This window comes from Novosphingobium sp. NDB2Meth1 (genome assembly GCF_900117425.1).
GTDB lineage: Bacteria > Pseudomonadota > Alphaproteobacteria > Sphingomonadales > Sphingomonadaceae > Novosphingobium.
Map to the genome: position 1 here is coordinate 244168 of NZ_FPEH01000012.1, position 26208 is coordinate 270375.

A 26208-nucleotide genomic window follows, 5' to 3' on the forward strand; every position below is an offset into this window, starting at 1 on the left:
ATGCGCCACGATACGCAAGCCGCGGCGGCAGATCGCCTCCAAAGTATGGATGGTGCAGCATTTGTCCGGCGGATCGGCCGCATTGCCGGGTCAGCGGCGAAGGCCTGTCATAAACGGGCATTTTCTAATCTCAGGCCGCGTTGCATGCCTTGCTCTGTTCGCGCGCAGCAGAGGGAATGCCAGAATGAGCGAAGTGCCGGCTTTCGAGGATATCCGTTACGACAGGCCCGCATCGCGTGTGGCTCGCATTACCCTCGCGAGGCCAGAGAAGCACAACGCGCAAGGCCTGCGCATGCTCTACGAGATCAACGAGGCGCTCGACATCGCGATGGATGACGACGAGGTGAACGTCGTCATCGTCGCGTCGGAGGGCAAGAACTTCTCCTCCGGCCACGATCTCAGCGACCGCGTGAAGATCGGCGAGCTGCGTCCGCCGGTGCTCGGCTTCGGGGGGTATCGCCACAAGGGGCCGCAGGGCCACATGTCGCGCGAGCAGGAGGTCTACCTCGGGTTCTGCTGGCGCTGGCGCAATCTGCCCAAGCCGATCATCGTGGCGGTGCAGGGCAAGGCAATCGCCGGCGGGCTGATGCTGATCTGGCCGTTCGACCTGATCATCGCCTCCGATGATGCCGAGTTCTCCGATCCCGTGGTTGCTTTCGGCATGAACGGCCACGAGTTCTTCGTCCACGCCTTCGAGATCGGCCACCGCCGCGCCAAGCAGATGCTGTTCACCGGCGAGCCCATCGGCGCCGAAGAAGCCAGGACGCTTGGCATGGTCAGCGAAGTCGTCCCGCGCGCCGAGCTCGAAAGCCGCACGCTGGCGATTGCGGAGAAGATCGCCTCGCGCCCCGCGATCGGGCTCAAGACCGCGAAGATGAGCGTCAACCAGTCGATGGACGCGATGGGCCTGTGGAACGCGGTGCAGTCCGCCTTCAACCTCCACCAGTTCGGCCACGCCAACAACTTCGCGCTGCATGGCCAATTGGTCGATCCCGATGGCATGGACATCATCAGGCGTGAGGCGCGGGCGAGCCGTAAGGACTAGGTTTCGAACACCAGCCGTCCGCCCGCCGCCAGCGCGCCGTGGGGCATGCGGGTGGGCGACACGGCATGGCCCCGAAGTCGCAGGGCCTTGAGCCGGTCGCCTGCACCCCGGCGTTCGATCACCAGCGCGTGATGGCCGGGGACCGCGATGGTTGCGCGGTCCACAAGCGGAACGGCGGCGACATAAGTCCCGCTCGACGGATCGACCGGGTAGAACCCGAGCGCGGCAAAGACATACCATGCGCTCATTTGCCCGGCGTCCTCGTTGCCCAGGATCCCGGCGGGACTGGCGCGGTAGAAATCGTGCGCGATCCGCGCGATCAGGCGGTGGCCGACCTCGGGGGTGTCGGTGAAGGCATAGAGCCAGGCGATGTGGTGGCTCGGCTCGTTGCCGTGCGCATACTGCCCGATCATCGCTTCCTGCCCGAGAAACTCGGCGCCCTTGGTGGCGGGGAGGCCGAAGAAGAAGCGATCGAGCATGGCCTTGAGGCCCGCCTTGCCGCCCCATGCCGCGATCAGCCCATAAACATCATGCAGCGCGGGCGTCCACGTGTATTGCCACGCATTGGCTTCGGTATAGTCGCCGGGGTTGTTGAGCGGCGATGTCGGCACCAGCGGATCGAACGGCGCGCGCCACTGGCCCTTGCTGTCACGCCCACGGGCGAGGCGGGTTTCCGGATCGATCAGCATGCGCCAGCCCCCGGCGCGGGTCGCAAAGCGGCGGGCCATGGCGGGCTTGCCCAGCATCGCTGCCATCCGCGCGGTCGCCGCATCGCCGATCCCGGCCTCGAGCGAGCGCGATACGGCCTCGCCTCTGACGAGATCGACGGGATAATAGCCGTAGCGGTCATAGAGCGACCAGACCGATAAGGAATCGTCCCCGGGATAGAGCGGCCCCGCATCGCGCGTCGAGGTCGCGACCATCGCCCCCAGCGCGCGGCGGCCGTCGAACCCGCGAAAACCCTTCGCCCAGGCATCGGCGATCACCGGCAGCGCGGGCTCGCCGATCATCGTGCCGGTCTCACCGCCCCAGATCGGCCATTTCGGCAGCCTGCCCGCCACATCGCAGTGATCGAGCAGCGTGTTGACGAAGTCGTCGACGCGTTCCGGCACCAGCAGCGTGTAGAGCGGATTGGCCGCCCGAAAGCTGTCCCACAGCGACAATGTCGAGTAGCGCAGCCCCTTTGCCGCTTGCCGCACGCTGCCGTCCGGTCCACGCCACCGGCCATCGACATCGCTCACCACGGACGGGTGCAGGAACAGGTGATAGAGCGCGGTCGCAAAGATGTGTTGCTGCTCCTGCGGTGCCTCGATCCGCACCCGGCCCAGCAGCGTGTTCCACTCGCTGCGGCTCTCCGCGGTGACCGCATCGAAATCCCAGCCGCCCCGCTCGTCCCGGTTGCGCCGGGCGCCGTCGCGGTCGGTTGTCGAAAGCCCGATGCGCGCCTTAAGCACGGCATCTGCTCCCAGATCGAAGCCCAACAGATAGCGCGGCGCGGCATCTCCGGCGCGCGGCGGCAGCGTTTCAACCGCTGCAATCGCCTGGTCAAACTGCACCGACCATGCGACGTGCCGGCTCGTCCAGTTCTGCCGCACGGCCTCACCCTCGAAGGCGTTCGCGCTGAAGCTGTTGCCGACCGATTGCACCGGCTGCCGGTCGGTCCGGAAGGTAAGGCCGTGCTGCAGGTCGACCAGCAGCCACACCCGCCCGCCGCGCGCGAAGCGGTAGCGATGGAAGGCGCTGCGCAAGGTCGAGGTCAGTTCCACCCGAACGCCATTGTCCGCCAGCGTGACGGCATAGTACCCCGGCCGCGCAATTTCGCTGGCCTTGGCATATGTGCTGGACAAGTCCTCGCGCCGCTCGATGCCCGGTTGCAGCAGCACATCGCCGAGTTCGGGTATGCCCGTGCCGCTCGCCCGGTTTTGCGAGAAGCCCAGAATGCGCGGCGCGCGATACTGGTAGCCGGAGGTGAAATCCCACCCGGAAGCTGCATTGTCCGGCCCCGGCTGGATCATGCCGAACGGGCGGCTCGGCCCCGGGAACGTGTGCCCGGTGCCGTCGGTGCCGATGAAGGGATCGACCAGGCCCGCGCGGTCCTCCTCCGCTCGGCCGAACAGGGGCGATGCACAGGCAGCGGCAGCCATGGCGAGCAAGGTCCGGCGGTCGATCATGGCTTCATGGTCCAGACAGTGGCGGAGAAGGCGGGAGCCGTTGTCAGCCCGCTGTTGCCACGGCGCGCCGAACCGTATTGGCGAACGGCACCGCGTGCTATCGGGAGTCTTGCACTGGCTGCCAAATCGGCAAAGTTGAACAGTACCAGCGCCTCGTTCCCTGCCGTGCGGCGCTCGATCAGCACCAGACTGCCTTCTTGCCTCACCACCCGCGTCGTACCTTCGCCCAAGGCCGGCCAGCGGGCGCGCAAGGCTGCGAGGGACCGATAGGTGTTCAGCAGGGAGCTGCGCGCCTTGTCCTGCTCAGCCACCGAAACGCCGTCGCCGGGCCCATTGCTGTCGGGCGTATTGTACGCATCCCGAAACTGCCGATACCATGCCGCGTTCCCCGCAGCCAACGGATCAGGCACCCAACGCATAGCCTGCCGCAGCGGAATGTCGCGCGCATCGGCACTGCCCGGATAGGCGTCGGTCTGTCTGCCGGACATGCCGATTTCCTGTCCGTAGTAGATACTTGGCACCCATCCGGTCAGCATGGTGATGGCCGCACCGAGCCGGAGGATCTCTCCCCGCCGTGCGGCGCCATCGGCAAAGCGCGGCGTATCGTGGTTCTCGATGAAAACGAGCTGGCTGCGGCCTGCGGGCACCACGACGTTCGACCAGGTGATGGCGCGGGCAAAGGCGGCAGGGTCAAGCTTTCCCGCCGCGCTCCAGATCGGGAAGGCAAACACCCGGTCCACGCCGCCTTTGGCGAAGAACGCTGCGCCATCGCCCCAATCGGCCTGCTCGGCGGTGACGGTAAGCCGGGGATTCAGCGCATGGAGCTGCGCGATGACAGGCGCCCAGAAATCGGCCAGGAGCGACTTCAGCACGCCCGCATTGTCGAGATCGTCCATCATGTGGTCGATCCGGAAACCGTCCACCCCGTCCGCAGTATCGCCATCGCCGTCGGGATCGGCCCACCGTGAGAGGTAGCGCGCGAACCAGGACTTGACCGCCGGTTCAGCCAGATTGACCGTGAAGATCTGCCGCTTCTGGCCAGGCCATGCGCTGAAGTCGTTGGTCCCGAGCAAGGTCGGCACCGGCGCGCGGTTGGTCGCATCGCGGTAGAGCAGAAACTTGCCATGAGGGCTTTCTGGATGCCCTGCAGATTCCATGCGCCACGCGTGCTTGTCGGAGACGTACTGGATTTCCTCGTCGAGAATGATCTTCATCCCCCGCCGGTGCACATCGCGCACCAGCACCGAAAAATCAGCCATGGTACCGAATTCGGGATCGATCCCGTCAAAGTCGTCGGCGAAATAGTTGTGATAGAACTGCGAGGGGTAGAGCGGGGTAAGCATGACCGTGGTCACGCCGAGCCGCTCAAGATAGCCGAGCCGCTGACGGATGCCGTCGAGATCGCCTTGCCGGTCGCCATTGCTGTCGGCAAAACTGCGCACGAAGATGTGGTAGACCATCTCCGGCCGCGCCTGCGCCGACCCGACCGACCCAAGCAGGGCCGCCAGCGCGATCATCCACCGGATCACAGCAGCAACGGATTGAGCGGCGAGGCAGCAAGATCGCCCGGCTGGAGACCCGGCAGCCACTGCGCCAGATCGGATTGCTGCATCCGGTTCACTGGCTCGGCCACGGTCATATCCGCGTCGATATAGATCATCGTCATCACCGAACGCGGCTTCCGGCTGCGGTTCGGTCCCGCGCGGTGGAAGGTCCATCCGCCATGGAAGCTGACATCGCCCAGCGCATAGGCCGCGCGGTCGATCGGGAAGCCCTGCGCTTCCATGTCAGCCGTGATCCGCGCCTCGCTTTCGTCCGAGATCGGCAGATCACGGCCGATTTCGCTGCGATGGCTCCCGGCATAGAACTCCAGCGGCCCCATCTCCAGCGGCACCGGCTGGAGCGGAATCCAGGCCGTGATCGCGCGGTCGGTCGCAAGTGGCCAGTAGTACTGGTCGGCATGCGCCGGCGTGATTCCGCCAGAGGGTTCCTTGTAGAGCGACTGGTCGTGATAGAGCCGCACTGCCTTCACACCCAGAAGCTGCGCCGCGACGCCGGCCAGCCGCTTGCCAAAGACGAAACGGCGCGCTTCCTCGGAGGAGCGCCACAGGTTCATCACCTGCAGGAAGGCGCGGTCGTAGGTCTCGCGCTCTTCCAGCGGCTTGACCTGCGTGTTGAGTGCCAGCGTCAGCCGGGTGATTTCGGCACCGTAGTGTGCCAGTTCCTCCGCATCGAGCAGGCCAGGCAAGCGCACGAAGCCGTCGTTCCGGTAGTGGGCAATCACATCTTCGGCGATGGTGAAGGGCATATCCAGCATGGCAGCGTTTTCAGTCCGATTGCGAGCGGAGCTGTTTATACCTGTCAGATAAGCGGATATCATGCGGCGAGATTGTGGGCATTCCCGCGATAAGCTATCAATATCTTGTCATGCTGCCTGCTCTGTCCGAACCTGTCGCGCTTCTGCCCGGACGCTCGGTACGCATCGACCGGGTGGTGCAGCGCGCCGCGGATCCCCTGCCGGAACGCTTCCTCCATTTCCACGGACCCGCCGAACTCGTGTTCATGAAGCAAGGCACCGGATGTTTCATCACCGAAGCGGGCGAATGGCCCTTTGCGCCGGGTGCGGTGCTCTATGCGCCCGGCATGGCCATCCACGATTTCGCCTTCGCGCCCGGCGACCGGAGCTGGACCCTGGTGCAGTTCGATCCGCGGGCCATCGACCCTGCGCTCGCCGCACTCCCACTCGCAGCCTGCGCAGCAGCGCCGGAACCGGTGGCCGCACTGCGCATCACGCTGCTGCTGGACTGGCTGGCCGCGAGCCTTGCGGACCAGGCGCCCGAACCGCAGGTGTGCTTGCTGCTCGAAACCTTGCTTCTCGCCCTCCTTGGCGCTTTCGGCCAACAGAGTGGAGACGCCCAGGCAACAGTCTCCGGGCTCGCGCATTTCCGGCCGCTGCTTCAGCACTGGGAGCGGTTTCCCGACAAGCCGCTCACGCTCGCCGAAGCCGCCTCGCGCTGCGCCCTTTCGCCCTCTTATTTCTCCCGGCTGTTTGCGAAGACTTTCGGCAGCGGCTTTGTCGCCTACCAGACTCGCCTTCGCCTCCAGCAGGCCGCGCGCATGCTGGCGACAGGCGACCTTGCGGTCTCGCAGATCGGCTATCGGACCGGCTTTGCCTCGCACGCCTATTTCTCGCAGTGTTACCGCGCGGCCTTTGGCGTCAGTCCCAGCGAGCATCGCAAGATGTTGCTGGTTGGCAAGGGGGCAAGCGGGTAGGATCGCGGCATTGACGGGGCAAGGATGGGCCAAGGATGGGCCAAGGATGGGCCAAGGATGGGCCAAGGATGGGGCGGTGACCGGATCGAAGACCAAGATGCGCGTCCTTGATGCGCTGCAGCCGCCGGGCCCCGATGCAACGCCTGCGCGCTGGCAGCAGCGGAAGAGCGCGCGCACCCGGCTGCGCATCATCGAAGCGGCGATCGATTGCCTCGTCGAGAACGGTTTTGCGGGCCTGACCACGCAGGCAGTGGTCGAACGCACCGGCGTTTCGAGAGGCGCGATGCACCACCATTTTCCAACCCTGATCGCGCTTGTCGGCGCGGTCGTCGAGCACGTGTTCTTTGAACGCATGCGCCTGTTTCTCGAGGACTACCTTGAGAGAATGAAGGACGCCGCAGAATCCGAGCGGCTCGAGATCGCGACCGCTGCGCACTGGCGCAGCGTGCAGACACGCGAATATGCAGCCTATCTGGAACTGGCGGTGGCAGCACGCACCGACCGCGAATTGGATCAGTTTTTCGGCCCCGTCGCGCGCCGTTTTGACGAAGTGTGGATTGCCGAGATGATCGAGGCCTTTCCGCACTGGCGCGACCAGTGGGAGCAGATGAAGCTTGCGAGCGACTTCGTGAACGTGGTCCACATGGGCCTGCTGCTCCAGCAACCGGTGTTCGGCGATGCGCGCACCCGCCGCACCCAGCGCCTTTCGGACGAAGTGCTGCGGCAGGTCTATACCGGCAAGCTGGTGGTCTGAGGCATGTCGGAGCGGTGCTGCTCCACGCGGTAGACGCGCATGCGCGGCCTCTCGAACAGGCGCTCCTCGTCCTCGGTGATCTCGCGCCGCGTATCCGGCTCGGCGAGCGCGGCGAAGCAGGCGGCCATGGCGGCCTCGTCGGCAAACTCGATCTCCATGGCGACATCGAAATCATGGTCGACATCGGTACCGTCCAGCGGATGGAGATGCTTGCGCTCATAGCGGATCGCCCAGGGGCCGAGCACCTTCTCGCCGATCAGGCGGTGATGCGTCTCGTAATAGGCGATGAAGTCGGCCTTGCTCATATCGGCGCGGCGCTTGAGCAGCGTGAGGACAGTCACGGTCATGCGGGTCTCCCCTTTCGCAAGGCAGTTCTATCCCATTCCTGCAGGCCCGGCGGCTGACGAATAGGTTAGGTGGCCGGGATCGCCTCGACCGGAACCTGCAGTCCCGCCAATGCCAGCGGCGCCGGGCGGTGCGAGGCGATCAGCAGCCCGGTGCCCGTCGCATCGAGCCACGTACCGAGCGCGGTGACAAGTGCAGCCTCGGTCGCAGCATCGAGGCCCTCGGTCGGCTCGTCGAGGAGCAGCCAGGGGCGCTCGGCCAGCAGCGCCCGGGCCAGAGCAAGCCGCTTGCGTTCGCCGCCCGAGAGAATGCCGCCGTCCTCGCCGAGCACGCTATCCAGACCCTGCGGCATGCGCATGATCCGGTCCCAGAGCTGTGCCGTGCGCAGGGCCAGCTCCATCGCGGGTGCGTCGATGCCGGGCCGGGCGAGGCGCAAGTTGTCCGCCACCGACCCGGCGATCAGCATCGGCTCCTGCGGCGCGAGCGCGATCTGGGCGCGGATGGCTGTCTCGGAAAGCGCCGCAAGTCCCTGGTCGCCAAGCGAAAGCCCATGTGCAGGCGCGCGCAGACCGGCGAGCGCTTCGATCACGCGTGTCTTGCCCGAACCTGATGGGCCGGTCAGCGCGATGCGGCTTGCTGGCGCGAACAGGGCCTGGCCGAGCCCGATCGGCAAGGCGGCCGCTGCTGCCGGCGTGTCCTTGCCCTGAGGCACCGGCAGCGCCAGCAGCACGCGCAGCCGTTCGGTGCCCTCGGTGACAGCTGCCTCGCGCGCGCTGGAGCGGGCTATGGCGGCAACGGCCTCGATGCTCGCCGTGGCCGCCAGCATGGCCAGTGCGGTGATCGGCGCGGAGGCCGTGCTGACCAGCAGAGTCGCCCCGGCGGCCACTGCGCTGCCGAGGATCAGCAGGCCGCTGCTCGCCGCTTCGATCCGTGCCAGCTGGCGCTGCGCCTCATCCAGCCGGTCCGCCTGCGCCACCAGCTGGGCGGTCACGCGGTCCGCCAAGCCATACGTGATGATCTCGCTGCGGGCTGCGGCATAATCGACCAGCATGCGCCGCAGTCCAGCGGTTGCCGCAGCCGCTTCGGCAGCCGGCGCGGCGCTGAGGCGCACCGGCAAGCGCGCCAGCGCCGCGAGGAGCAGCGCGAGTGCGGCCACATGCAGCAGCGCAGCCAGCCATCCCGCCAGCGCGACGGCAGCGAGCCCGACCAGCATTGTCCCGAAGGCCGCCGGGATACCGGGCCGCCGCACCACAAGGTCTTCGAGCGCGGCAATATCGCCGATCAGCCGCGCGCTGGCATCGCCGCCGGACAGGTCCGGCGCGCTGCGCGCGTCGGCATGGGCAAGCCGGGCAAACAGTATGCCGCGCAAGCCGGCAAGGGCATGGAGCGCAGCCTCATGGCTCCACAGCCGTTCGCCATAACGGGCCGCCGTACGCACGACGGCGAGGCCCCGGATCGCGGCGGCAGGGATCAGGTAGTTGAAGGCGGCAATGGCACCAGCGCCGCTGGCACCTGCCAATGCCGCCGCGGTGAGGAACCAGCCGGAGAGGGCAAGCAGGACCAGTCCGCCCACCCCTGCAGCGAGAGCGGCAGCAAAGCCCAGCGCGATGCGGCCCTTGACGCGCGGCGGCAGCGGCAGCGGAAAGCGCGCCGCGATCACAGCGCGATCACCTGATCGGCGAGGGCGACAAGCCGCTCGTCATGCGTGGCGACGATCACTGCACGCTGCTTGGCATCTGCGACAAGAATCGCGATAATCTGTTCGGCGCTGAAGGCATCGAGATCGGCCGTCGGCTCATCCGCCAGAAGCAGCGGGCGATCCGCGATCAATGCGCGGGCAAGGCCCAGCCGCCGCCGCTCCCCGCCCGAAAGCCATGCGCCGTGGTGATCGATGGGCGTGGCAAGTCCGGCATTGCGGCGCGCAAGCAGGGCATCGAGGCCGACCCGGCGCACCGCCTCGGCCACTTCCACATCCGTAGCCTCGGGGCGGCCCAGCCGAAGGTTGTCATCAAGCGTCGTCGGCAGCAGCAGCGGCACCTGTCCGGCCCACGCGATGGCTTCTGCGGGGCGGGTTTCCAGCGTGCCTTCGCTCGGCATCACTTGCCCGGCAATCGCGGCGAGCAGGCTGGTCTTGCCGCTCCCGGTCGGTCCGGTCACGCAGACAAGGCCGGACGCGCCAAGCTCGAAACTGACCGGCCCGATGCGGTGACCCGGCCACGCGATCACAACATCCCGAAGCGAGACCTTGTCCGCCATGGCTGCCGCATTCACAGGCTCGGGCACCTCGGCCAGCACCTTTTCCGCTGCCTCGCCCAGCTGCTTTTCGTGGTATGCGGCCGCAAGGCGGCGCATCGGGAGGTAGAATTCCGGCGCCATCACCAGCACGAAGAACGCCGCGCGGTAATCGAGCTGCTCCGGCGGGGTGAACGGCAGCAGACCCAGCAGCGCGAACCCGCAATAGACCGCCACCAAGGCAACGCTCAGCGCCGCAAAGAATTCGAGCACGGCGCTTGAAAGGAACGCCGCGCGCAGCACTGCGATCGTGCGCTCGGCAACATCCTGCGCCGCGCCGCCCGCAGCCCGCGCGACGCGGTCCTGCGCGCCGAAGTGGCGGATGATCGGCAAGTGGCGGATCCGATCGACATAGAGCGCCGAAAGCGCGGTGATCGCCGCCATCTGCCGGTCCGCCGCTTGCCGCGCCGCGCCGCCCGCCAGGATCATGCCGAGCACGAACGGGATGAGCGTGAGGAACAGGATCAGCGCGGCTGCCCGGCTCTGCAGCGCGACGATCAGCACAACGAGTATGGGAGCCAGCATTGCCGATTGCCGCACCGGATCAAACCGCGCCGCGCGGGCCTGTTCGGCCGCCACGTGATCGATGCCCAGCGTAGCAGTCGCCCCTAGTGCCGGCGCACCGGGTCCGGCCAGCGAGAGCAGCTGCGGAAACAGCGCCGCGCGCCGCAACCGGGCCAGCGTGCGCCCTTCGTCGAAGCCGATGATCTGCGCCCCATACTGGCTGGCGAGCCGCAGCAGGCCGCCCAGCAGCATCAGCGCGGCGCCGGCGGCGATGCCCGCTGTCCCTTGCAACCGCGCTTCCAGGGCGCCCGCGGCACCCCATGCAAAAAGCGCAGCGCCCACACTATCGGATGTCCAGGCAAGGCCTGCCGCTTTGGCTGTCTTCATGATCTGGATTCGGTTAATGGGCAGGGGACGGCAGTGGCAGACTCGGCTCTGCCTCTACGCGCAGGCCACGAAAGGGCACAAGCGATGGATATGGCAGTGGTGGAACTTTCCCGGCTGCAGTTCGCCTTGACCGCGCTGTACCATTTCCTGTTCGTCCCGCTCACGCTTGGTTTGTCGTTCATTCTGGTCATCATGGAAAGCGTCTATGTGATGACCGACCGCCCGATCTGGCGGGATATCACCCGTTTCTGGGGCAAGCTCTTCGGCATCAACTTCGTGCTGGGGGTCGCGACCGGCCTTACCATGGAGTTCGAGTTCGGCACCAACTGGTCGTACTACTCGCACTACGTGGGCGACATTTTCGGCGCGCCGCTGGCGATCGAGGGGCTGATGGCCTTCTTCCTCGAGGCGACCTTCGTGGGCCTCATGTTCTTCGGCTGGGACAAACTAAGCGCCCGCCAGCACTTGTTCACGACCTTCATGGTGGCAGTCGGCTCGAACTTCTCGGCGCTGTGGATCCTGATCGCGAATGGCTGGATGCAGCATCCTGTCGGCGCGGCGTTCAACCCCGTCACCATGCGCATGGAAGTGACCAGCTTCTACGACGTCGTCTTCAATCCCGTCGCGCAGGCCAAGTTCGTCCATACCGTGAGCGCCGGCTACGTCACCGCCAGCGTGTTCGTGCTCGGCGTCTCCTCGTGGTACCTGCTAAAGGGTCGGCACCTCGAGCTTGCCAAGCGCAGCTTCGCGGTGGCGGCGGCGTTCGGGCTTGCTTCGGCGCTGTCGGTCGTCGTGCTGGGCGACGAGAGCGGCTACACGCTGACCGACAACCAGAAGATGAAGCTCGCTGCGATCGAGGCGGAATGGCACACCGAACCGGCACCGGCCGGGATCGCGGTGTTCGGCCTGCCGTCGAACGCGGGACGCGAGACGCTTTATGAAGTGAAGATCCCCTATGTCCTCGGCATCATCGGTACGCGCAGCCTGACGGGGCAAGTCGAGGGCATCTACCCGCTGGTCGCGCACGCGCGCACCCGCATCGAGCACGGCCTTGTCGCCTATGATGCGGTGGAAAAGCTCAAGGCCAACCCGACGGATCTCGCCGCTCGCGCGCAGTTCGAGAGCGCCAAGGATGATCTCGGCTATGCTATGCTGGTGAAGCGCTATGTCGCCGATCCGCGCAAGGCGGACAGCGCGGCGCTCGACAAGGCGGCATGGTCGACCGTGCCCAGCGTGCCCGCGCTGTTCTGGCTGTTCCGCGGCATGGCAGCGCTGGGTTTCCTGTTCATCGCATTCTTTGCGACGGCGCTGGTGCTGGCCAATACGCGGCGCTTCAACGCCAAGTGGTTCTTGCGCGGCGCCGTGCTGATCATTCCGCTCCCGTGGATTGCAGCAGAACTGGGCTGGCTGGTGGCCGAGATCGGACGGCAGCCGTGGGCGGTCGACGGGGTGCTCCCGACATTCCTCGGCGCATCGAGCCTGACACCTGCGCAAATCTGGACGACGATCGCGGGCTTCACCCTGCTCTACAGCGCGCTCGCGGTGATCGAGGTGCGGCTGATGCTGTCTACGATCCGGCATGGGCCGGAGGGCTATACACCGTGGCAGCCGCGCCGCGATCCGGTACCGCCGCCCGCCACGCCCAATCCGTTCCACAGCGTTCCCGCCGAATGAAGGAGAGCCGCGATGGCGCTGCCGCTTGATTACGAGACGCTGCGGCTGATCTGGTGGGCCTTGATCGGCGTGCTGCTGATCGGTTTTGCGCTCACTGACGGGTTCGACCTCGGCGCGATGGCGCTGCTGCCGTTCGTCGCAAGGAACGACCTTGAACGCCGCATGGTCATCAACACCGTGAGCGCGACGTGGGAAGGCAACCAGGTGTGGTTCATCCTCGGCGGCGGCGCGATCTTCGCGGCCTGGCCTTATGTCTATGCGGTGAGCTTCTCGGGCTTCTATCTCGCGATGTTCCTCGTGCTGGCGGCGCTGATCCTGCGGCCGGTGGGGTTCAAGTATCGCTCCAAACGGCCTGACCCGGCCTGGCGCGCGCGATGGGACCGGGCGCTGTTTGCAGGCGGGCTGGTCCCGGCGCTGGTGTTCGGCGTGGCGGTGGGCAACGTGCTGCTCGGTGCGCCGTTCCGCCTCGATGACGATCTGCGGGCGACCTACGAAGGCTCACTGCTCGGCCTGTTCACCCCGTTTAGCCTGCTCGCCGGCCTGCTCTCGGTGGCGATGCTGGTGCTCCACGGTGCGGGCTGGCTGGCGATGAAGCTGGAGCCGGGGCCGGTCCAGCACCGTGCGCGGCAATACGGTGCGGGTGCGGCGGTGCTGGTACTGGCGCTGTTCGCCGCAGGCGGGGCCTATGTCGCATGGGGCGGCCTTGGCTTCCGCGTCGCCGATATGGTCGATACGGCTGGCCCGTCCAACCCGCACCTTGCCCGTGCGATGGCAGCGCCGGGCGCATGGCTCGACAACTACAGCGCGCATCCGTGGATGATCGCTGCGCCGCTGCTTGGCCTGCTAGGCCCGCTGGTGGCGTTCGCGGGCCTGCGTCGGCGGAGGGATGCACTGGCCTTTGCCGGTTCGTCGATGGCGGCTGCGGGCATCATCGCGACGGTCGGCCTTTCGATGTTCCCCTTCATCCTGCCCAGCGCCATCGACCCCGCGTCCAGTCTGACGGTTTGGAACGCGTCCTCCAGCCACCTCACGCTGTTCATCATGCTGGTGGTGGTGCTGATCTTCCTGCCGATCGTGCTCGCCTACACCACCTGGGCGTACCGGGTGATGTTCGGCCGCGTCGGCGCCGAGGAAGTCCGCCTCAATCCTGACATGTACTGAGAGAAAGCAAGCGCCATGTGGTATTTTTCATGGATCCTCGGCCTTGGCCTTGCGGTTAGCGTCGCCATCCTCAACGGCATCTGGCACGAGTTTCATTCGGACCCCGCCGGTGACAAGACCGTGCAGGACTGACGCATGCAGGGGCGCATTGCGGTCATCTCGGCGGCGGCAAGTGGCATCGGGCTGGCCATTGCCGAAACGCTCTGCGCTGATGGCTGGCGGGTCTACGCCGGCGATCAGGATGCAGCGGCGATTGCAGCATTGAGCGGACGGGAAGACCTCGCCGCCACGGTGTGCGATGTCAGCGATCCGGCTTCTGTCGCGCAGTTCTTCGCCTGGCTGGAAGCCGATCTTGCGGCGCGCGGGACGGAGGGGATCGATCTCCTCGTCAACAACGCCGGAGTTTCCGGCCCGACCGCGCGGCTGGAGGACCAGCCCATCGACGCATGGAACGCCACCATCGACGTCAATCTCAATGGCACGTTCCTGATGACCCGCAGCGCGATCCCATTGCTGCGCCGCCGCGCGCCGGGAAGCGCGATCATCTGCATGAGCTCGACCGCTGGCCTGTTCGGTTGTCCGCTCAGGGGACCCTACGTCGCCAGCAAGTGGGCGTTGATCGGGCTGACCAAGACTTTGGCGATGGAACTTGGTCCCGAAGGCATCCGGGTCAACGCCATCTGCCCCGGCAGCGTGGAGGGCCCGCGCATCGACCGCGTGATCGCGGCGGATGCGGTGGAGCGCGGCCTGACCACCGAAGACGTCGAGCGCGAATACAAGCGCCAGACCTCGCTGCGCACATTCGCGACCAGGGAGGACGTGGCGGCCATGGTGCAATACCTGATGTCACCCGCCGGAGCCCGCATATCCGGGCAGGCACTTGCGATCGACGGCCATACCGAGAGCCTGTCGCTGGATATGGAGGCTTGATGCGCGCGGTCTGGTACGAAACGACGGGGCCCGCGGCGCAAGTGCTGCGGCTGGGGGAGATGGAAACCCCGCAGCCCGGTCCTGGCGAAGTGCGCGTGCGGCTTTCCGCATCGGGCGTGAACCCGTCAGACGTGAAGTCCCGCGACGGCCTGCGCGGACCCATCGCTTTCCCGCGCGTCATCCCCCATTCCGACGGGGCCGGCGAGATCGACGCAGTCGGGGAAGGAGTATCGCCTGCGCGGATCGGAGAGCGGGTCTGGGTGTGGAACGCGGCCTATCGGCGGGCCTTTGGCACCTGCGCCGAATATGTGTGCCTGCCCGAGGCTCAGGCGGTGTCAATGCCCAAGGGGACCAGCTTCGAGGCAGGCGCCTGCCTCGGCATTCCCGCCTCGACGGCCTGCCATGCCGTCTTCGCGGATGGTGACGTAGCCGGACAGACTGTTCTGGTAACGGGTGGTGCCGGCGCCGTGGGCCACTACGCCATCCAGCTCGCCCGCTGGGGCGGCGCCAAGGTCATCGCGACTGTGAGTGGCCCCGAAAAGGCGAAAGCGGCTGAGGCTGCTGGCGCGCATGCGGTGGTGAACTACCGCGAGGGCGATGTCGCGGCGGCCATTCTTGCAGCCAACCATGGCAAGCCGGTCGACCGCGTCGTCGAGGTGGAATTCGGCGGAAACCTGCCGGTGACCTCCGCCGTGATCGGTGAAGGCGGGGTGATCGCCGCTTACGGTTCGATGGCGGATGCGGAGCCGAAGCTTCCATTCTACCCGCTGATGTTCCGCAACGTCACGCTGCGGATGCTGATCGTCTACCTGCTTTCCTCGCCGGAACGCGCGCGCATGCTTGCAAGGCTTGACGCCGCGCTGGAGGAAGGCGCGCTCAGCCATGCGATTGCTGCCACGTTCGATCTGGCGGACAGCGCCAAGGCGCATGAGGCGGTCGAATCCGGCAAGTTGATCGGGAATGCGGTGATCACGATTTCCTGAACAGGCATATGACTTTGGCAATTGACGGATGGGCTGACAATCGCCCATCCCATGCATGACCGCGCGCCTGAACCGATGCGCGCGAGCGGGGGTGAGACAGCATAATGGCGGCGCAGGCGCAGCAGTTCGAACAATTCGCCGGCCATCCCAAGGGGGTCTACTACCTCGCCTTCACCGAGATGTGGGAGCGCTTCTCGTTCTACGGGATGTCGGCGCTGCTCACGCTCTACATGGTGAAGGAGCTGCTGCCGCTCCATGCGGAGAAAGTTCTGGGTCTGGCCGCGCTCCGCCATGGCCTCAGCTTCAACGGTGCGATGAGCGATGTCGCCTTCGCCTCGATCATCTATGGCTGGTATGCGGGCCTCGTCTACTTCACCCCGATCATCGGCGGCTGGGTGGCGGACCGGGTGCTCGGCCCCAAGCGCACCGTGCTGATCGGCGTGCTGCTGATGGCGGCCGGACACGCGGCGATGTCGTTCTACGACAGCTTCGTGATCGCGCTGGCGCTGCTGATCATGGGCTCGGGCTTCCTCAAGGGAAACATTTCCGCGCAAGTCGGCACGCTCTACCCGCGTGAGGATGAATCGCGCCGTTCGCGCGGCTACACGATCTTCGCGACCGGCATCAACATCGGTGCGGCCAGCGGACCGGTGACGACTGGCCTTGTCGCCGCGATCTGGGGCTTCCACGCCGGGTTCGCGGTGGCGGCGGTGCTGATGCTGGTGGCCATGGTCGGCTACATCATGGGCCAGCGCCATCTGCCCGATTTCAAACCCGCGGCCACGGCGCGGGAGAAGGCGCCGCCGCTGACTGCTGCGGAGCGCCGCCGCGTCGCGGTGCTCATCTTCGTCATCGCGCTGACATTCCCCGCCGAAATCACCTACCCGATGGTCTGGAGCATCGGCATCCTGTGGGTCGACCAGTGGGTCAATCTCGCGACGCCGCTCGGCACCGTGCCCTCGAGCTGGTTCGCCGGCATGGACTCGTTCGGCTCGATCCTCGCCGCGCCGATCCTGGTGGCGCTGTGGAGCTGGCAGGCAAAGCGTGGGCAGGAACCGGCCAACGTCACCAAGCAGGGCATCGGCACCGCGGTCGTCTCGTTCGCCGCGCTGCTCTTCGCGTTCAGCAATTACGGCGTGACGCAGGAGCACAGCGTCGGCGCGTTCTGGGCCATCGCGGGCTGGCTGATCATGGGGCTGGGCTGGATGTACTACTGGCCCACCACCATGGCGATCGTGAGCAAAGCCGCACCGCCGCGCGTCGCCTCCACGCTGATGGGCGTCGCGTTCCTCTCGCCGTTTGCCGCGCATGTCACCGCGGGCTGGGTCGGCAGCAACTTCGATGCGATGACCCCCACCGCTTTCTGGATCCTCGACGCGTCCATCGGCGTGGTCGGCGCGGCGGTGATCCTGCTGCTGCGCAAACCGCTGATCCGTGAGCTCGACGGTGCGCCGGAGCCTGCACGCTGATGGACGCGGCCGAGTGGCAGGCGCGGATCGATCTTGCCGCCGCGCACCGGCTGGCGGTTCATTTCGGTTATCACGAGGGGATCGACAACCACTTCACCTTGCTCGTGCCGGGCCATGCCGACCGGTTCCTCCTCGCGCCGTTTGGTCTGCACTGGTCGGAAATCCGCGCCTCCGATTTTCTCGTGGTCGATTTCTCGGGGAACAAGCTGGCGGGCGGGGGTCCGGTCGAGGACACCGCTTTCCACATCCACGCCCCGCTCCATGCCGCCCGGCCCGACGTGACTTGCGTGATGCACACCCACATGCCCTACGCCACCGCGCTCTCCATGCTGGAGGAGCCGGAACTGCTGATGGCGGGCCAGAACGCCATCGGTTTTGCCGGTCTCGTTGCGCTGTGCGATTACGAGGGTCTGGCGCTCGACAGCGGCGAGGGGCGGCGGATGGCGGCGGCGCTGGGCGACAAGTCCGTCCTGCTGCTGCGCAACCACGGTGTGGTGACCACCGGCGCCAGCGTCGCCGAGGCGTTCAACACGCTCTATTTCTTCGAACAGGCCGCAAGGACGCAGATCCTCGCCCAATCGACCGGGCAGAAGCTGCGGCTCGTTGGTGAACCGGCACTCGGGCGGACGGTCGAGCAGTACACCAAGTCCGCGCTGGTCGAAGGGCTGGACCGCATCGAACTGCACTTTGCCGCGCTCAAACGCATGCTCGACCGGCAGGGTTCCGATTATGCGACCTGAGGCTGCCAAGCCCCGCACCACCGCGCCGCTGGTCCTCGTCGGCCTCATGGCGACCAGCCTGTTCATCAACTACATCGACCGCGGCAACCTTGCGACCGGCGCGACCCAGATCCGCGCTGATTTGAACCTCAGCGCCACGGCCTACGGCGCGCTCGCGGCGGGGTTCTACTTTGCTTATGCGTTCTGCCAGCTGCCGGCGGGCGCGCTTTCGGACCGGATCGGCGGCAAGGTGGTGCTGGCCCTCGGCGCCCTGCTGTGGTCGGTCTCCACACTCCTGACGGGGTTCGTGCAGGGCTTTGCCGGGCTGTTCGTGCTGCGGCTGATGCTCGGCATGGGCGAGAGCGTGGCGTTCACCACGACCTCGAAGATCATCGCCAGCAATGTGCCCAAGGCGCAGATGGGCCTTGCGAACGGCGTGATCGGCTTCGGCTATCTGGTTGGCCCGGCGGCGGGGACGCTGATCGGCGGCATGCTGATGGCGCGCTGGGGCTGGCGGCCGACCTTCGTGCTGTTCGGTGCGCTTTCGCTGCTGTGGCTGCTGCCGTGGAGCCGGGTGCGGATCCACGAAGCCAAGCCCGCCACTGGTGACGCGGCGCCGGTGGTGACCCTGCGCCAGATCCTGTCCCGCCGCGCCTTGTGGGGCGCATCGCTGGGGCATTTCGCGGGCAACTGGAACTGGTACTTCATCCTCGGCTACCTGCCGATGTACCTCGAAATGCAGCGCGGCTTTTCCAAGGAGCAGATGGCCGAGGTCGTCTCCAGCGCCTATCTCGTGAACGCGCTGGCCGCGCTTGCCGCAGGCTGGGCGTTCGACAAGCTGATCCAGCGCGGGTGGTCGCCATCTGTCACGCTCAAGGCTCCGCTCGCCTTGGCGCATCTGGCGGGGCTGGGCTGCATGCTGGCGATGCCGTTCATGCCGATCGGCGCCTGCATCGCGCTGCTGTTCGTTTACGAGGTGTTCCTGGGCTTCTCCTCACCGGCCTATTTCATGATCCCGCAGATCATGGGCGGACCTGCGGCCGCCGCGCGCTGGGTGGGCATGCAGAACATGATGGGCAATATGCCCGGCGTGATCGGCGTGTTCTTTGCGGGCGTGCTGATCGACGCCGGGGGCGGCTCCTACGGGACGGCGTTCCTGCTTGCTGGCCTGGTCAATGTGCTGGGGCTGATCGGCTGGCTGGCGATCCTGCCGCGCGTGGCGCCGGTCGCGTGGGAGAGGGCCTAGCGGCGGTGCCGGATTGCTGATCAGGACCGGTCAAAAGCGACAATAGCGACACCGTGTCGCTTTTCATTTCCCGTCCAAGTCTATGACTAAAAAAGGAAAAAACGAAAAAAGCGACAGTAGCACGGTTTTTTGGTGCGACTTTTTCCGCGTGGGCATCGACGATGGGAAAGAGCGCGGAGGCGAAAGACGGCCTTCCCGCATGGCCTTGGCAGAAATCGTCGATGTAGGAAAATCCGCCAGCATGCTGGAAGCCGTCGCTAGCGCCCCTTCCATTCCGGCGCGCGGCCTTCGGCAAAGGCGCGGGGGCCTTCAAGCGCATCATCTGATTGCAGCATGGCTTGATAGGAGGGAACCGCACCGCTGCGCATGTGCCGGTAGCCCGCTTCGATCGCCAGCGCTTCGGTCTCGTGCAGAATATCGCGCGCCGCGGTAATGGCGAGGGGGGCGGACTTGGCGATGCTGGCGGCCAGTTCCAGCGCGGCGTCCAGCAAGGCATCGGGCGCGACCACCCGGTTGACGAGATGGAGTGCCAGTGCTTCCGCCGCATCCATGCGCCGCCCGGTCAGGATCATTTCGCGGGCGAGCCGGGCGGGGATGGCCTTGGGGAGTCGCAGCAGACCGCCGGAATCGGGGAGCATGCCGAGCTGGGCTTCGGGGAGCCAGAACTTCGCGGTATCGCTGGCAACGATGAGGTCGGCCGCCAGCGCCAGCTCGAAACCGCCGCCGACGGCAAGGCCGTTGACGGCAGCGATGACCGGCTTGGTCAGGCTGAAGTATTCGGTGAGGCCGGCAAACCCGCCCGGGCCGTGGTCGGCATCGACCGCCTCGCCATCGTTGGCGGCGCCGAGATCCCATCCGGCGGAGAAGAAGCGCCCGGTGCCGGTGATCACGCCGACGCGCAGGGCGGGATCGTCGTTCAGCGCTTTGAACGCGGCGTAGAGTTCGAGGCTGGTCGCGACATCGATCGCATTGGCCTTGGGCCGGTCAAGCGTGATGATCAGGATGTCGTCGCGGCTTTCAAGCTCTACGGCGCTCATGGCTGGGGCTCCCTGATGCTGATGAGGGCGTCGACTGCCATCGCGCCGTTGGGCAGCGCGAGCAGTGGATTGACGTCCATTTCCTCGAGCCGGTCGGCATGCGCCATGGCCCAATCGGCGATGCGGGCGATGGCATCGAACAGCGCGGGCATGTCGCAGCCCGGCTTGCCGCGATAGCCGGCGAGGATCTTGTGGAACGGCAGACGGGCGAGCGCGGCTTCGATGTCTGCCGGTGTGGCGGGGGGAAGAACCTGTTCGGTCTGGCGCAGCAGTTCGACGAAGATGCCGCCCGCACCGAGCGTGAGGAACAGACCGAACTGCGGATCGCGCCCTACGCCGACGATCAGCTCCGCCACTGCACCGAGAGCCATTTCCTCGATCAGGAACCGGTCTGACAGCGCTGTCATGCCCTCGGCGGCGGCTAGCAGGGCCTCGCGGCTCGCGAGGTTCAGGGCCACGCCGCCGAGTTCGGTCTTGTGGGCAAGATCGGCGCCTACGGCCTTGAGAACCAAGGGAAAGGGGGCTGGCAATGCGGCGTCTGCCAGCTCGGGACGGCTGGCCACGAGGCTGCGCGGAACTGGCACGCCGACGCCGGCAAGCGCGGCCTTGCTGCGGACCTCGTCCCAGACGTGCGCTTCTCCGGAGCAGGGCCGAGGCTGCTCTGGTAGCGCTGAGGGGGCGGGGCGTGCCCAGGCCTCGCCGATGGTGGCGGCGGCGGCGATGGCGCGCAGGACTTCGGCAAGCCCGGCAGCAGGCAGGATGCCATCCGCGATCAATGCTGCGGCGACGGTTTCGGGCATCGTTTCGGCAAGGCTGCTGGCGACGATCCGCACCGTGCCCGGCGGGGCGGGATGCGCCTGCACGGCAGCGCGGAAGGCCTCCAGCGTCACATCCCAATCGGCGGCGGTGCAGCGGTCGGCACGGGGGAAATCGAGGATCAGCAGCGAGGCCTCGAAATCCGCGCCCAGCATCGCGCCGAAGCAGGCCGTCTGCGCTGCGAGATCGCCCCAGATGTAAGTGTGGTAGTCGAGCGGATTGGCGACGTGGACGCGGGGACCGAGCACTTCCTCCAGCGCGGCTTGCGTGGCAGGCGGGAAGTCGGGCGTCTCAAGGCCCGCCGCTTCGGCCAGATCGGCGGTGAGCGAGGCCTCGCCGCCCGAGCAGCTGGCGCTGGTGATCCGGCGCCCGCGCAAGGGCCCGGCGACATGCAGCAGCTTGAGCGTCTCGAGGAACGTCGCGGGATCGTGCGCGCGGGCGACGCCGTAACGGGCGAACAGCGCATCGGTGAGTGCGTCGGCCCCGGTGAGCGAACTGGTGTGCGACATCGTGAGCGCGGCGCCCTTGGCCGAAGCGCCGGTCTTGAGCGCGACAAGCGGGACACCGGCCGCGCGGGCGGCAAGGCAGGCTTCGGAAAAGCGGGAGACCGAGCCGAGGCTTTCGAGGTGGAGGCCGATGGCGCTGACCCGGTCGTCGGCGATCAGCGCCTCGATCAGATCGGCGGGCGTCACATCGGCGCAATTGCCGACCGAAATGACATAGCCGATGGGCAGGCCGCGCGCCTGCATGGTGAGGTTGAGCGCAAGGTTGCCGCTCTGGCTGACGATGGCGACGCCTTTTCCGCTGTCGATGGGAAGGCAGCCGTGTTGATCTGGCCACAATGCTACGCGGTCGAACAGGTTGAGCATGCCGTAGCAATTGGGGCCGATGAGGGGCACGCCTTGGGCAGCTTCAAGGAGCGCGGCCTGCCGCTGCCGGCCTTCCTCTCCGCTTTCGGCGAAATCCGCCGCGTAGCAGATCGCGCCGCCGGTGCCGCCAAGGTCCGACGCCAGCGCGATGGTTGCGGGCGCGGGGGCGGCGATGAACACGGCATCCGGCGCGGAGGGCAGCGAGGCCATATCCGCGAAGCAGGGCAGACCGGCCATCTCGGCGCGCTTCGGGTTCACCGGCCAGATCGGCCCGGCAAAGCCCAGCGCGCGGCACTGGCGCACCGCTTCCTCGGCCGCCTTGCCGCCGACCAGCGCCAGACTGCGGGGGCGCAGCAGGCGGTTCAGGCGATGCGCGCTCATGCCTCCAGCGGACGCAGCAGCGCGCGGCTGATGATGTGGCGCTGGATCTCGCTGGTGCCATCCCAGATGCGCTCGACGCGGGCATCGCGCCAGAAGCGTTCGATGGGGAGTTCGTCCATCAGCCCCATGCCGCCGAAGATTTGGAGCGCGTTGTCGGTCACGCGGGCGAGGGCTTCGGAGGCGAAGAGCTTGGCCATTGCTGCGTCGGTGTCGGTCATCGTGCCCTGATCGTCCTTCCACGCGGCGCGGAAGGTGAGGAGTTCTGCGGCTTCGAGCTCGGTCTTCATGTCCGCGAGCTTGAAGCCGGTGCCCTGGAACTTGCCGATGGCCTGCCCGAACTGCTTGCGCGTGGCGGCCCATTGCGTTGCCATTTCCAGCACGCGCTGGCCGCGCCCGACCGAAGTGGTGGCCACCTGGAGGCGGGTCGAGCCGAGCCACTGGCCCATCAGCTCGAAGCCCTTGTCGAGCTCTCCGAGGAGCGCGGAGGCGGGGACGCGGCAATCCTCGAAGATCAGCTCGCACTGGTGATAGCCGCGGTGCGAGACGCACTTGGGGCCGCGGCGGCGGGTGAGGCCCGGGGTGTCGAAATCGACGAGGAAGCAGCTGATCGTCTTCTTGCCGCCTGCTTCGCCGGTCGCGGCGCAGAGGATCACGAAATCGGCGACGTCGGCGTGGCTGATGAAGTGCTTGGAGCCGTTGATGACGAAATCGTTGCCATCCCTCCGGGCAAAGGTGCGCATCGAGCGGACGTCGGAACCGGCATCGGGTTCGGTCATGGCGAGGCAGTCGTGGCGTTCGCCGCGTATGGTGGGGAGGAGGTATTCGTCGATCTGGCTGCCGGTGCAGCCGCGCAGGATATTGCTGGGGCGCGCGATCATCATCTGCAGGCCGTAGCTGGCGCGGCCCAGTTCGCGCTCCATCAGCGTGGTGTCGAAGGTGCCGAGGCCGCCGCCGCCGAGTTCTGCCGGCATGTTTACGGCATAGAGGCCGAGTTCCTTCGATTTGCGGCGGATCTCGTCGGCGAGGTCGGCGGGGACGTTGTCCGTGTCCTCGACGAGCGTTTCGTGCGGATAGAGTTCGGTCTCGACAAAGCGGCGGACCGTTTCGACCAGCATCTGCTGTTCGGAGGATAGTTCGAAATGCATCACTTCTTGTCCCGTCTGATTCCGATGGAGCGGCCGACCTGCGCCGGGCGTTCAAGCCCTGCGTGGGCGGCGAGCACCGCATGGACCGTTGCGTGAAGTTCCGGCGGCATGGGTGCAGATTTGCCCGCGTTCATGTCGACATGCACCAGCATCTGCTCGCCGGTTGCCAGCAGGTCGCCCGTCTTGCCATGGTGCATGGTGTGGAAGATGTGGAGGCGCTTGTCGTCGGCATCGATGAGCTGGAGCGCAAGGTCGAGCGGATCGCCGAGGTGCGCTTCGGCAAGGTTGAAGATCATCGTCTGCACGGTGAACAGCGAATGGCCGCCCGCGCGATAAGCCTCGTCGATGCCGATCTTGCGGAAGAACGCGTCGGACTGGTCGCCGAAGACGAGGAGATAGCAGCTCTCGCTCATATGCCCGTTGTAATCGACCCATTCGCGCGGGACGGTGGGCCGGATCAGGCGCAATGGGGCTGGGATGACCTCGCCGGGCTGGAACGGGTCTGCGGCGACGCCCTCGAGCGGGGTGGTGAGGCCGTGGGGTTCATTTGGCGGCATGACTGGCCTCCTTGGCTGTCCAGGCGCAGACACCAGCGGTCGTGCCCCTGGGGAGATCGGCGATCTGCACCACGCCCGGCAGCAGCCTTGCACGGCCTTTCTCGCAGACGAGCGTCTGATCGCCATACCCCGCCACATCGAGCAGGACCTGATCCCAGTGCCGGTACTGCACGTCGTGGCCCTCGCCGGGATAGCGGCGGAAGGTGACTTTGCCCGCAACCTTGCTCGCCCAGAACTCGCCTTGGGCCGGGGGGACAATGCTGTCCGCTTCGCCATAGGTGAAATAGGCCGGGGCCGGGAACGCCTTGACCGGTGCAGGCGCGTCGCAGAAGCGGCGGTATTCGCGCACGACGCCGCGCGTATCGCCGTGCTGTCCGGCGATGAAATAGGCATGCGCGCCTTCATCGGCGGCGCGGTCAACGAAGCCGCGCACCTTGGAGGCCATGCCTTCGGGCGGTTTGGCCTGAAAGACGCGAGGGGCGCCGGTCTGTTCGGTGAGGCTTGCCTCCAGTGCCGAGAGCGGCGCCGAGCATATCGCGCTGTCGGCCGGGGCCTGCGCGATGGCCGCAAGCATATGCCACGAGGTGATCCGCTCCGGCATGGCAGCCGCGATGTGTCCGGCATAGGCGCCGCCGCCGGAAATGGCGACCAGCGCGAACGTGCCGATCCCGAGGTGGCCGAGCACCTGCCGCACTTCGCTGGTGTAGTCCGCGAAGGTCCAGCTCGGGTCGTAGGCCGTATCGCCAAGGCCATTGCGTTCGACGGTGATGATGCGGACCTTGAGCTGCCTGCGCAGCGTCTCGAGGAAGGCGACCAGTTCCGCTGCCCGGCCGCTGGTTCCCGCGCCGCCGACGAAAAGCGTGGGCCGCCAGCCGGCCTCGCCGGTATCGGTGTAGTGGACCATGCGCCCTTCGCTTGTCTTGAGGCTGGAGACCGGCGTGCCGATGGGATCGAACCTGTCCGGGAAGACGATCGGCTTTGCCATGGCGGGCGCGGCCATCAGGGACAGCGCCAGCGCCGCAAGGCGCAGGTTCATCGGACGGGCTCCGTTTCCAGATTGCGGTCGAGCGCGGGGATCTGTGCCAGTTCCCTGGCGAGATCGAGGTTGCGGCACAGCAGCAGATAGACCGCCGCGGAGACCGGCAGGCCCACCAGCATCGAGACATCCGCCCGGCCAAGGCTCTGCGCGACCGGGCCGACATAGAGCTCGGTCTTGAAGAAGGGGATCATCGCCGCGAAGCCGACGAAATAGGCGGTGAGGCCGCGCCAGTTCCAGCGGCCATAGATCCCGTCCGCCATGAACATCGCGCGGATCGAATAGTGCCCTTTGCGCACGAAGAAGAAGTCCGCGAGGTTGATCGCGGTCCATGGGGTAAAGAGGTATACGAGCACGCCGAGGAACGCCTCGAACTGGTGCATGACATTGCCGGACGAGCCGAGCGAGAGCGACAGCGAGGCGATCAGGCAGACGATGAGCGAGGCGAGCCGCGCGCGCGCGCCGAGCTGGACCGGGCGCAGGCTGTCAATCACGCTGAGCAAGGTGAGCGAGGAGCCGTAGAGATTGAGCGAGGTGATCGTGATAAGGCCGAAGAAGCTGCTGATCAGCATCAGCCAGCCGAACCCGCCGAACATGGCATCCGCGCTTCGGCGCAAGGCGACGACGATATCGGGATCGGTGTAGGTCGCGCCGGCAAAGGCGCCCACGAGCATCATCCAGGTGCCGCCGATGAAGGCGCCGCAGAAGGTCCACAGGAAGGCGGACCGGATGCCCACTTCGCGCGGAAGGTAGCGCGAATAGTCCGAAACGTAGATCGACCAGCTGAGCTGGTAGCCCGCAGCCGCGAAGAACTGGACTAGAAACAGCGTCAGCTTGAACTCGCCCGGCCTCAGCAGTGCGCCCAGATCGAAGGCGGTGAAGAAGCCCAGCGTGTAGACCGCCAGCGCGGCCAGCATGATATAGGCCAGAACGCGCTGGGTGGCATGGATGACATCATAGCCGATACCTGCCACCAGCGCAGCAACGAGGCCGAACAGGATGATCGCGGGGGCTTCGGGCAGGCCCACCAGTTCGTGCAGCGTGCTCGCCGCCAGCGACTGGTTGAGCGCGTTGAAGCCGATGTAGGTGAACAGCGCCACGATCCACACCAGCAGCGCGCCGATGTAGCCGAACTGCGGGCGCGACTGTATCATCTGCGGCAGGCCGAGGTGCGGCCCCTGCGTGCAGTGGAGCGCCATCAACACCGTGCCGAAAGCGCAGCCGCCGATCACCGCGAGGCTCGACCAGAACAAGTCCAATCCGCCCAGTACGCTGATCGCGCCCGTTGCCAAGGTGGCAAGGTGCGCATCGCCCATGAACCACACCGGCCAGAGATGGTGCACCTTGCCGCGCCGTTCGGCGAGGGGGACGTAGTCGATCGAGCGCGTCTCAACCAAGGCCATGCGGTATGCGA

The 26208-nt window shown here is 66.6% G+C and carries 23 protein-coding genes; 11 read left to right on the plus strand and 12 right to left on the minus strand.

Annotation, left to right across the window (positions count from 1 at the left end):
* Nucleotides 1-184 precede the first annotated feature (184 nt).
* Nucleotides 185-1045 (plus strand): enoyl-CoA hydratase, encoded by an 861-nt coding sequence (locus NDB2M1_RS05895; RefSeq protein ID WP_083554686.1) that lies wholly within the window; start codon nucleotides 185-187, stop codon nucleotides 1043-1045.
* Here NDB2M1_RS05895 and NDB2M1_RS05900 read toward each other — a convergent pair.
* From NDB2M1_RS05900 to NDB2M1_RS05910, 3 genes are read right to left on the minus strand one after another with little or no spacing between them, the layout of a single operon-like run.
* Nucleotides 1042-3216, minus strand: a complete 2175-nt coding sequence (locus tag NDB2M1_RS05900; protein WP_072380452.1) for a GH92 family glycosyl hydrolase — start codon at nucleotides 3214-3216, stop codon at nucleotides 1042-1044. The two genes, NDB2M1_RS05895 and NDB2M1_RS05900, sit on opposite strands and share 4 nt — an antisense overlap.
* Nucleotides 3213-4745, minus strand: a complete 1533-nt coding sequence (locus tag NDB2M1_RS05905; RefSeq protein ID WP_143146647.1) for an alpha-amylase family glycosyl hydrolase — start codon at nucleotides 4743-4745, stop codon at nucleotides 3213-3215. The genes NDB2M1_RS05900 and NDB2M1_RS05905 overlap by 4 nt, the downstream gene beginning before the upstream one ends.
* Nucleotides 4742-5533 (minus strand): phytanoyl-CoA dioxygenase family protein, encoded by a 792-nt coding sequence (locus tag NDB2M1_RS05910; RefSeq protein ID WP_072380455.1) that lies wholly within the window; start codon nucleotides 5531-5533, stop codon nucleotides 4742-4744. Before NDB2M1_RS05910 ends, NDB2M1_RS05905 begins: the two co-directional genes overlap by 4 nt.
* Before the next feature lie 110 nt (nucleotides 5534-5643).
* On the opposite strand from NDB2M1_RS05910, the gene NDB2M1_RS05915 reads away from it, so the two are divergent.
* Both NDB2M1_RS05915 and NDB2M1_RS05920 read left to right on the plus strand, forming a co-directional pair.
* Nucleotides 5644-6489: a helix-turn-helix transcriptional regulator gene (locus NDB2M1_RS05915; protein ID WP_072380458.1), complete on the plus strand. Its 846-nt coding sequence runs from the start codon at nucleotides 5644-5646 to the stop codon at nucleotides 6487-6489.
* A gap of 46 nt (nucleotides 6490-6535) precedes the next feature.
* Complete coding sequence (locus NDB2M1_RS05920) at nucleotides 6536-7243, plus strand: TetR/AcrR family transcriptional regulator (protein ID WP_072380460.1); 708 nt, start codon at nucleotides 6536-6538, stop codon at nucleotides 7241-7243.
* On the opposite strand, the gene NDB2M1_RS05925 is transcribed toward NDB2M1_RS05920, so the two are convergent.
* The 3 genes from NDB2M1_RS05925 to NDB2M1_RS05935 form a co-directional block, all read right to left on the minus strand.
* The gene (locus NDB2M1_RS05925; protein ID WP_072380462.1) at nucleotides 7219-7590 is read right to left on the minus strand and encodes an EthD domain-containing protein; all 372 of its coding nucleotides are present in this window, start codon (nucleotides 7588-7590) and stop codon (nucleotides 7219-7221) included. The genes NDB2M1_RS05920 and NDB2M1_RS05925 overlap by 25 nt on opposite strands.
* A 65-nt stretch (nucleotides 7591-7655) precedes the next feature.
* On the minus strand, nucleotides 7656-9248 hold the full coding sequence (locus tag NDB2M1_RS05930) for an ATP-binding cassette domain-containing protein (protein ID WP_072380464.1): 1593 nt from the start codon (nucleotides 9246-9248) through the stop codon (nucleotides 7656-7658).
* Nucleotides 9245-10771: an ABC transporter ATP-binding protein/permease gene (locus tag NDB2M1_RS05935; protein WP_072380466.1), complete on the minus strand. Its 1527-nt coding sequence runs from the start codon at nucleotides 10769-10771 to the stop codon at nucleotides 9245-9247. Before NDB2M1_RS05935 ends, NDB2M1_RS05930 begins: the two co-directional genes overlap by 4 nt.
* Before the next feature lie 84 nt (nucleotides 10772-10855).
* On the opposite strand from NDB2M1_RS05935, the gene NDB2M1_RS05940 reads away from it, so the two are divergent.
* From NDB2M1_RS05940 to NDB2M1_RS05975, 8 genes are all read left to right on the plus strand, one after another.
* Nucleotides 10856-12445 (plus strand): cytochrome ubiquinol oxidase subunit I, encoded by a 1590-nt coding sequence (locus tag NDB2M1_RS05940; protein WP_072380468.1) that lies wholly within the window; start codon nucleotides 10856-10858, stop codon nucleotides 12443-12445.
* Nucleotides 12446-12457: 12 nt separating this feature from the next.
* A complete protein-coding gene (cydB, locus tag NDB2M1_RS05945; RefSeq protein WP_072380470.1) occupies nucleotides 12458-13606 on the plus strand; it encodes a cytochrome d ubiquinol oxidase subunit II in 1149 nt (382 codons plus the stop codon).
* 15 nt (nucleotides 13607-13621) lie between these two features.
* Nucleotides 13622-13738 (plus strand): cytochrome bd-I oxidase subunit CydX, encoded by a 117-nt coding sequence (cydX, locus tag NDB2M1_RS05950; protein ID WP_072380472.1) that lies wholly within the window; start codon nucleotides 13622-13624, stop codon nucleotides 13736-13738.
* A 3-nt stretch (nucleotides 13739-13741) separates the two neighbouring features.
* A complete protein-coding gene (locus NDB2M1_RS05955; RefSeq protein WP_072380474.1) occupies nucleotides 13742-14536 on the plus strand; it encodes an SDR family oxidoreductase in 795 nt (264 codons plus the stop codon).
* Entirely contained in the window at nucleotides 14536-15519 is a 984-nt protein-coding gene (locus NDB2M1_RS05960) for an NADPH:quinone reductase (RefSeq protein WP_072380476.1), read from the plus strand. Before NDB2M1_RS05955 ends, NDB2M1_RS05960 begins: the two co-directional genes overlap by 1 nt.
* 104 nt (nucleotides 15520-15623) lie before the next feature.
* Complete coding sequence (locus tag NDB2M1_RS05965; RefSeq protein WP_072380478.1) at nucleotides 15624-16988, plus strand: peptide MFS transporter; 1365 nt, start codon at nucleotides 15624-15626, stop codon at nucleotides 16986-16988.
* Entirely contained in the window at nucleotides 16988-17728 is a 741-nt protein-coding gene (locus NDB2M1_RS05970) for an aldolase (RefSeq protein ID WP_072380479.1), read from the plus strand. The genes NDB2M1_RS05965 and NDB2M1_RS05970 overlap by 1 nt, the downstream gene beginning before the upstream one ends.
* The gene (locus NDB2M1_RS05975; RefSeq protein ID WP_072380481.1) at nucleotides 17718-18953 is read left to right on the plus strand and encodes an MFS transporter; all 1236 of its coding nucleotides are present in this window, start codon (nucleotides 17718-17720) and stop codon (nucleotides 18951-18953) included. Before NDB2M1_RS05970 ends, NDB2M1_RS05975 begins: the two co-directional genes overlap by 11 nt.
* 257 nt (nucleotides 18954-19210) lie before the next feature.
* On the opposite strand, the gene NDB2M1_RS05980 is transcribed toward NDB2M1_RS05975, so the two are convergent.
* The 6 genes from NDB2M1_RS05980 to NDB2M1_RS06005 are packed head-to-tail and all read right to left on the minus strand — an operon-like array spanning nucleotide 19211 to nucleotide 26197.
* Complete coding sequence (locus NDB2M1_RS05980) at nucleotides 19211-19990, minus strand: enoyl-CoA hydratase-related protein (RefSeq protein ID WP_072380484.1); 780 nt, start codon at nucleotides 19988-19990, stop codon at nucleotides 19211-19213.
* Entirely contained in the window at nucleotides 19987-22056 is a 2070-nt protein-coding gene (locus NDB2M1_RS05985; protein WP_072380486.1) for an acetate--CoA ligase family protein, read from the minus strand. The genes NDB2M1_RS05980 and NDB2M1_RS05985 overlap by 4 nt, the downstream gene beginning before the upstream one ends.
* The gene (locus NDB2M1_RS05990; RefSeq protein WP_072380488.1) at nucleotides 22053-23201 is read right to left on the minus strand and encodes an acyl-CoA dehydrogenase family protein; all 1149 of its coding nucleotides are present in this window, start codon (nucleotides 23199-23201) and stop codon (nucleotides 22053-22055) included. Before NDB2M1_RS05990 ends, NDB2M1_RS05985 begins: the two co-directional genes overlap by 4 nt.
* Nucleotides 23201-23758: a thioesterase family protein gene (locus NDB2M1_RS05995; protein ID WP_072380490.1), complete on the minus strand. Its 558-nt coding sequence runs from the start codon at nucleotides 23756-23758 to the stop codon at nucleotides 23201-23203. The genes NDB2M1_RS05990 and NDB2M1_RS05995 overlap by 1 nt, the downstream gene beginning before the upstream one ends.
* The gene (locus tag NDB2M1_RS06000; RefSeq protein WP_143146648.1) at nucleotides 23745-24794 is read right to left on the minus strand and encodes an alpha/beta fold hydrolase; all 1050 of its coding nucleotides are present in this window, start codon (nucleotides 24792-24794) and stop codon (nucleotides 23745-23747) included. Before NDB2M1_RS06000 ends, NDB2M1_RS05995 begins: the two co-directional genes overlap by 14 nt.
* Nucleotides 24791-26197 (minus strand): purine-cytosine permease family protein, encoded by a 1407-nt coding sequence (locus NDB2M1_RS06005; protein WP_072380492.1) that lies wholly within the window; start codon nucleotides 26195-26197, stop codon nucleotides 24791-24793. The genes NDB2M1_RS06000 and NDB2M1_RS06005 overlap by 4 nt, the downstream gene beginning before the upstream one ends.
* Nucleotides 26198-26208: the final 11 nt, after the last annotated feature.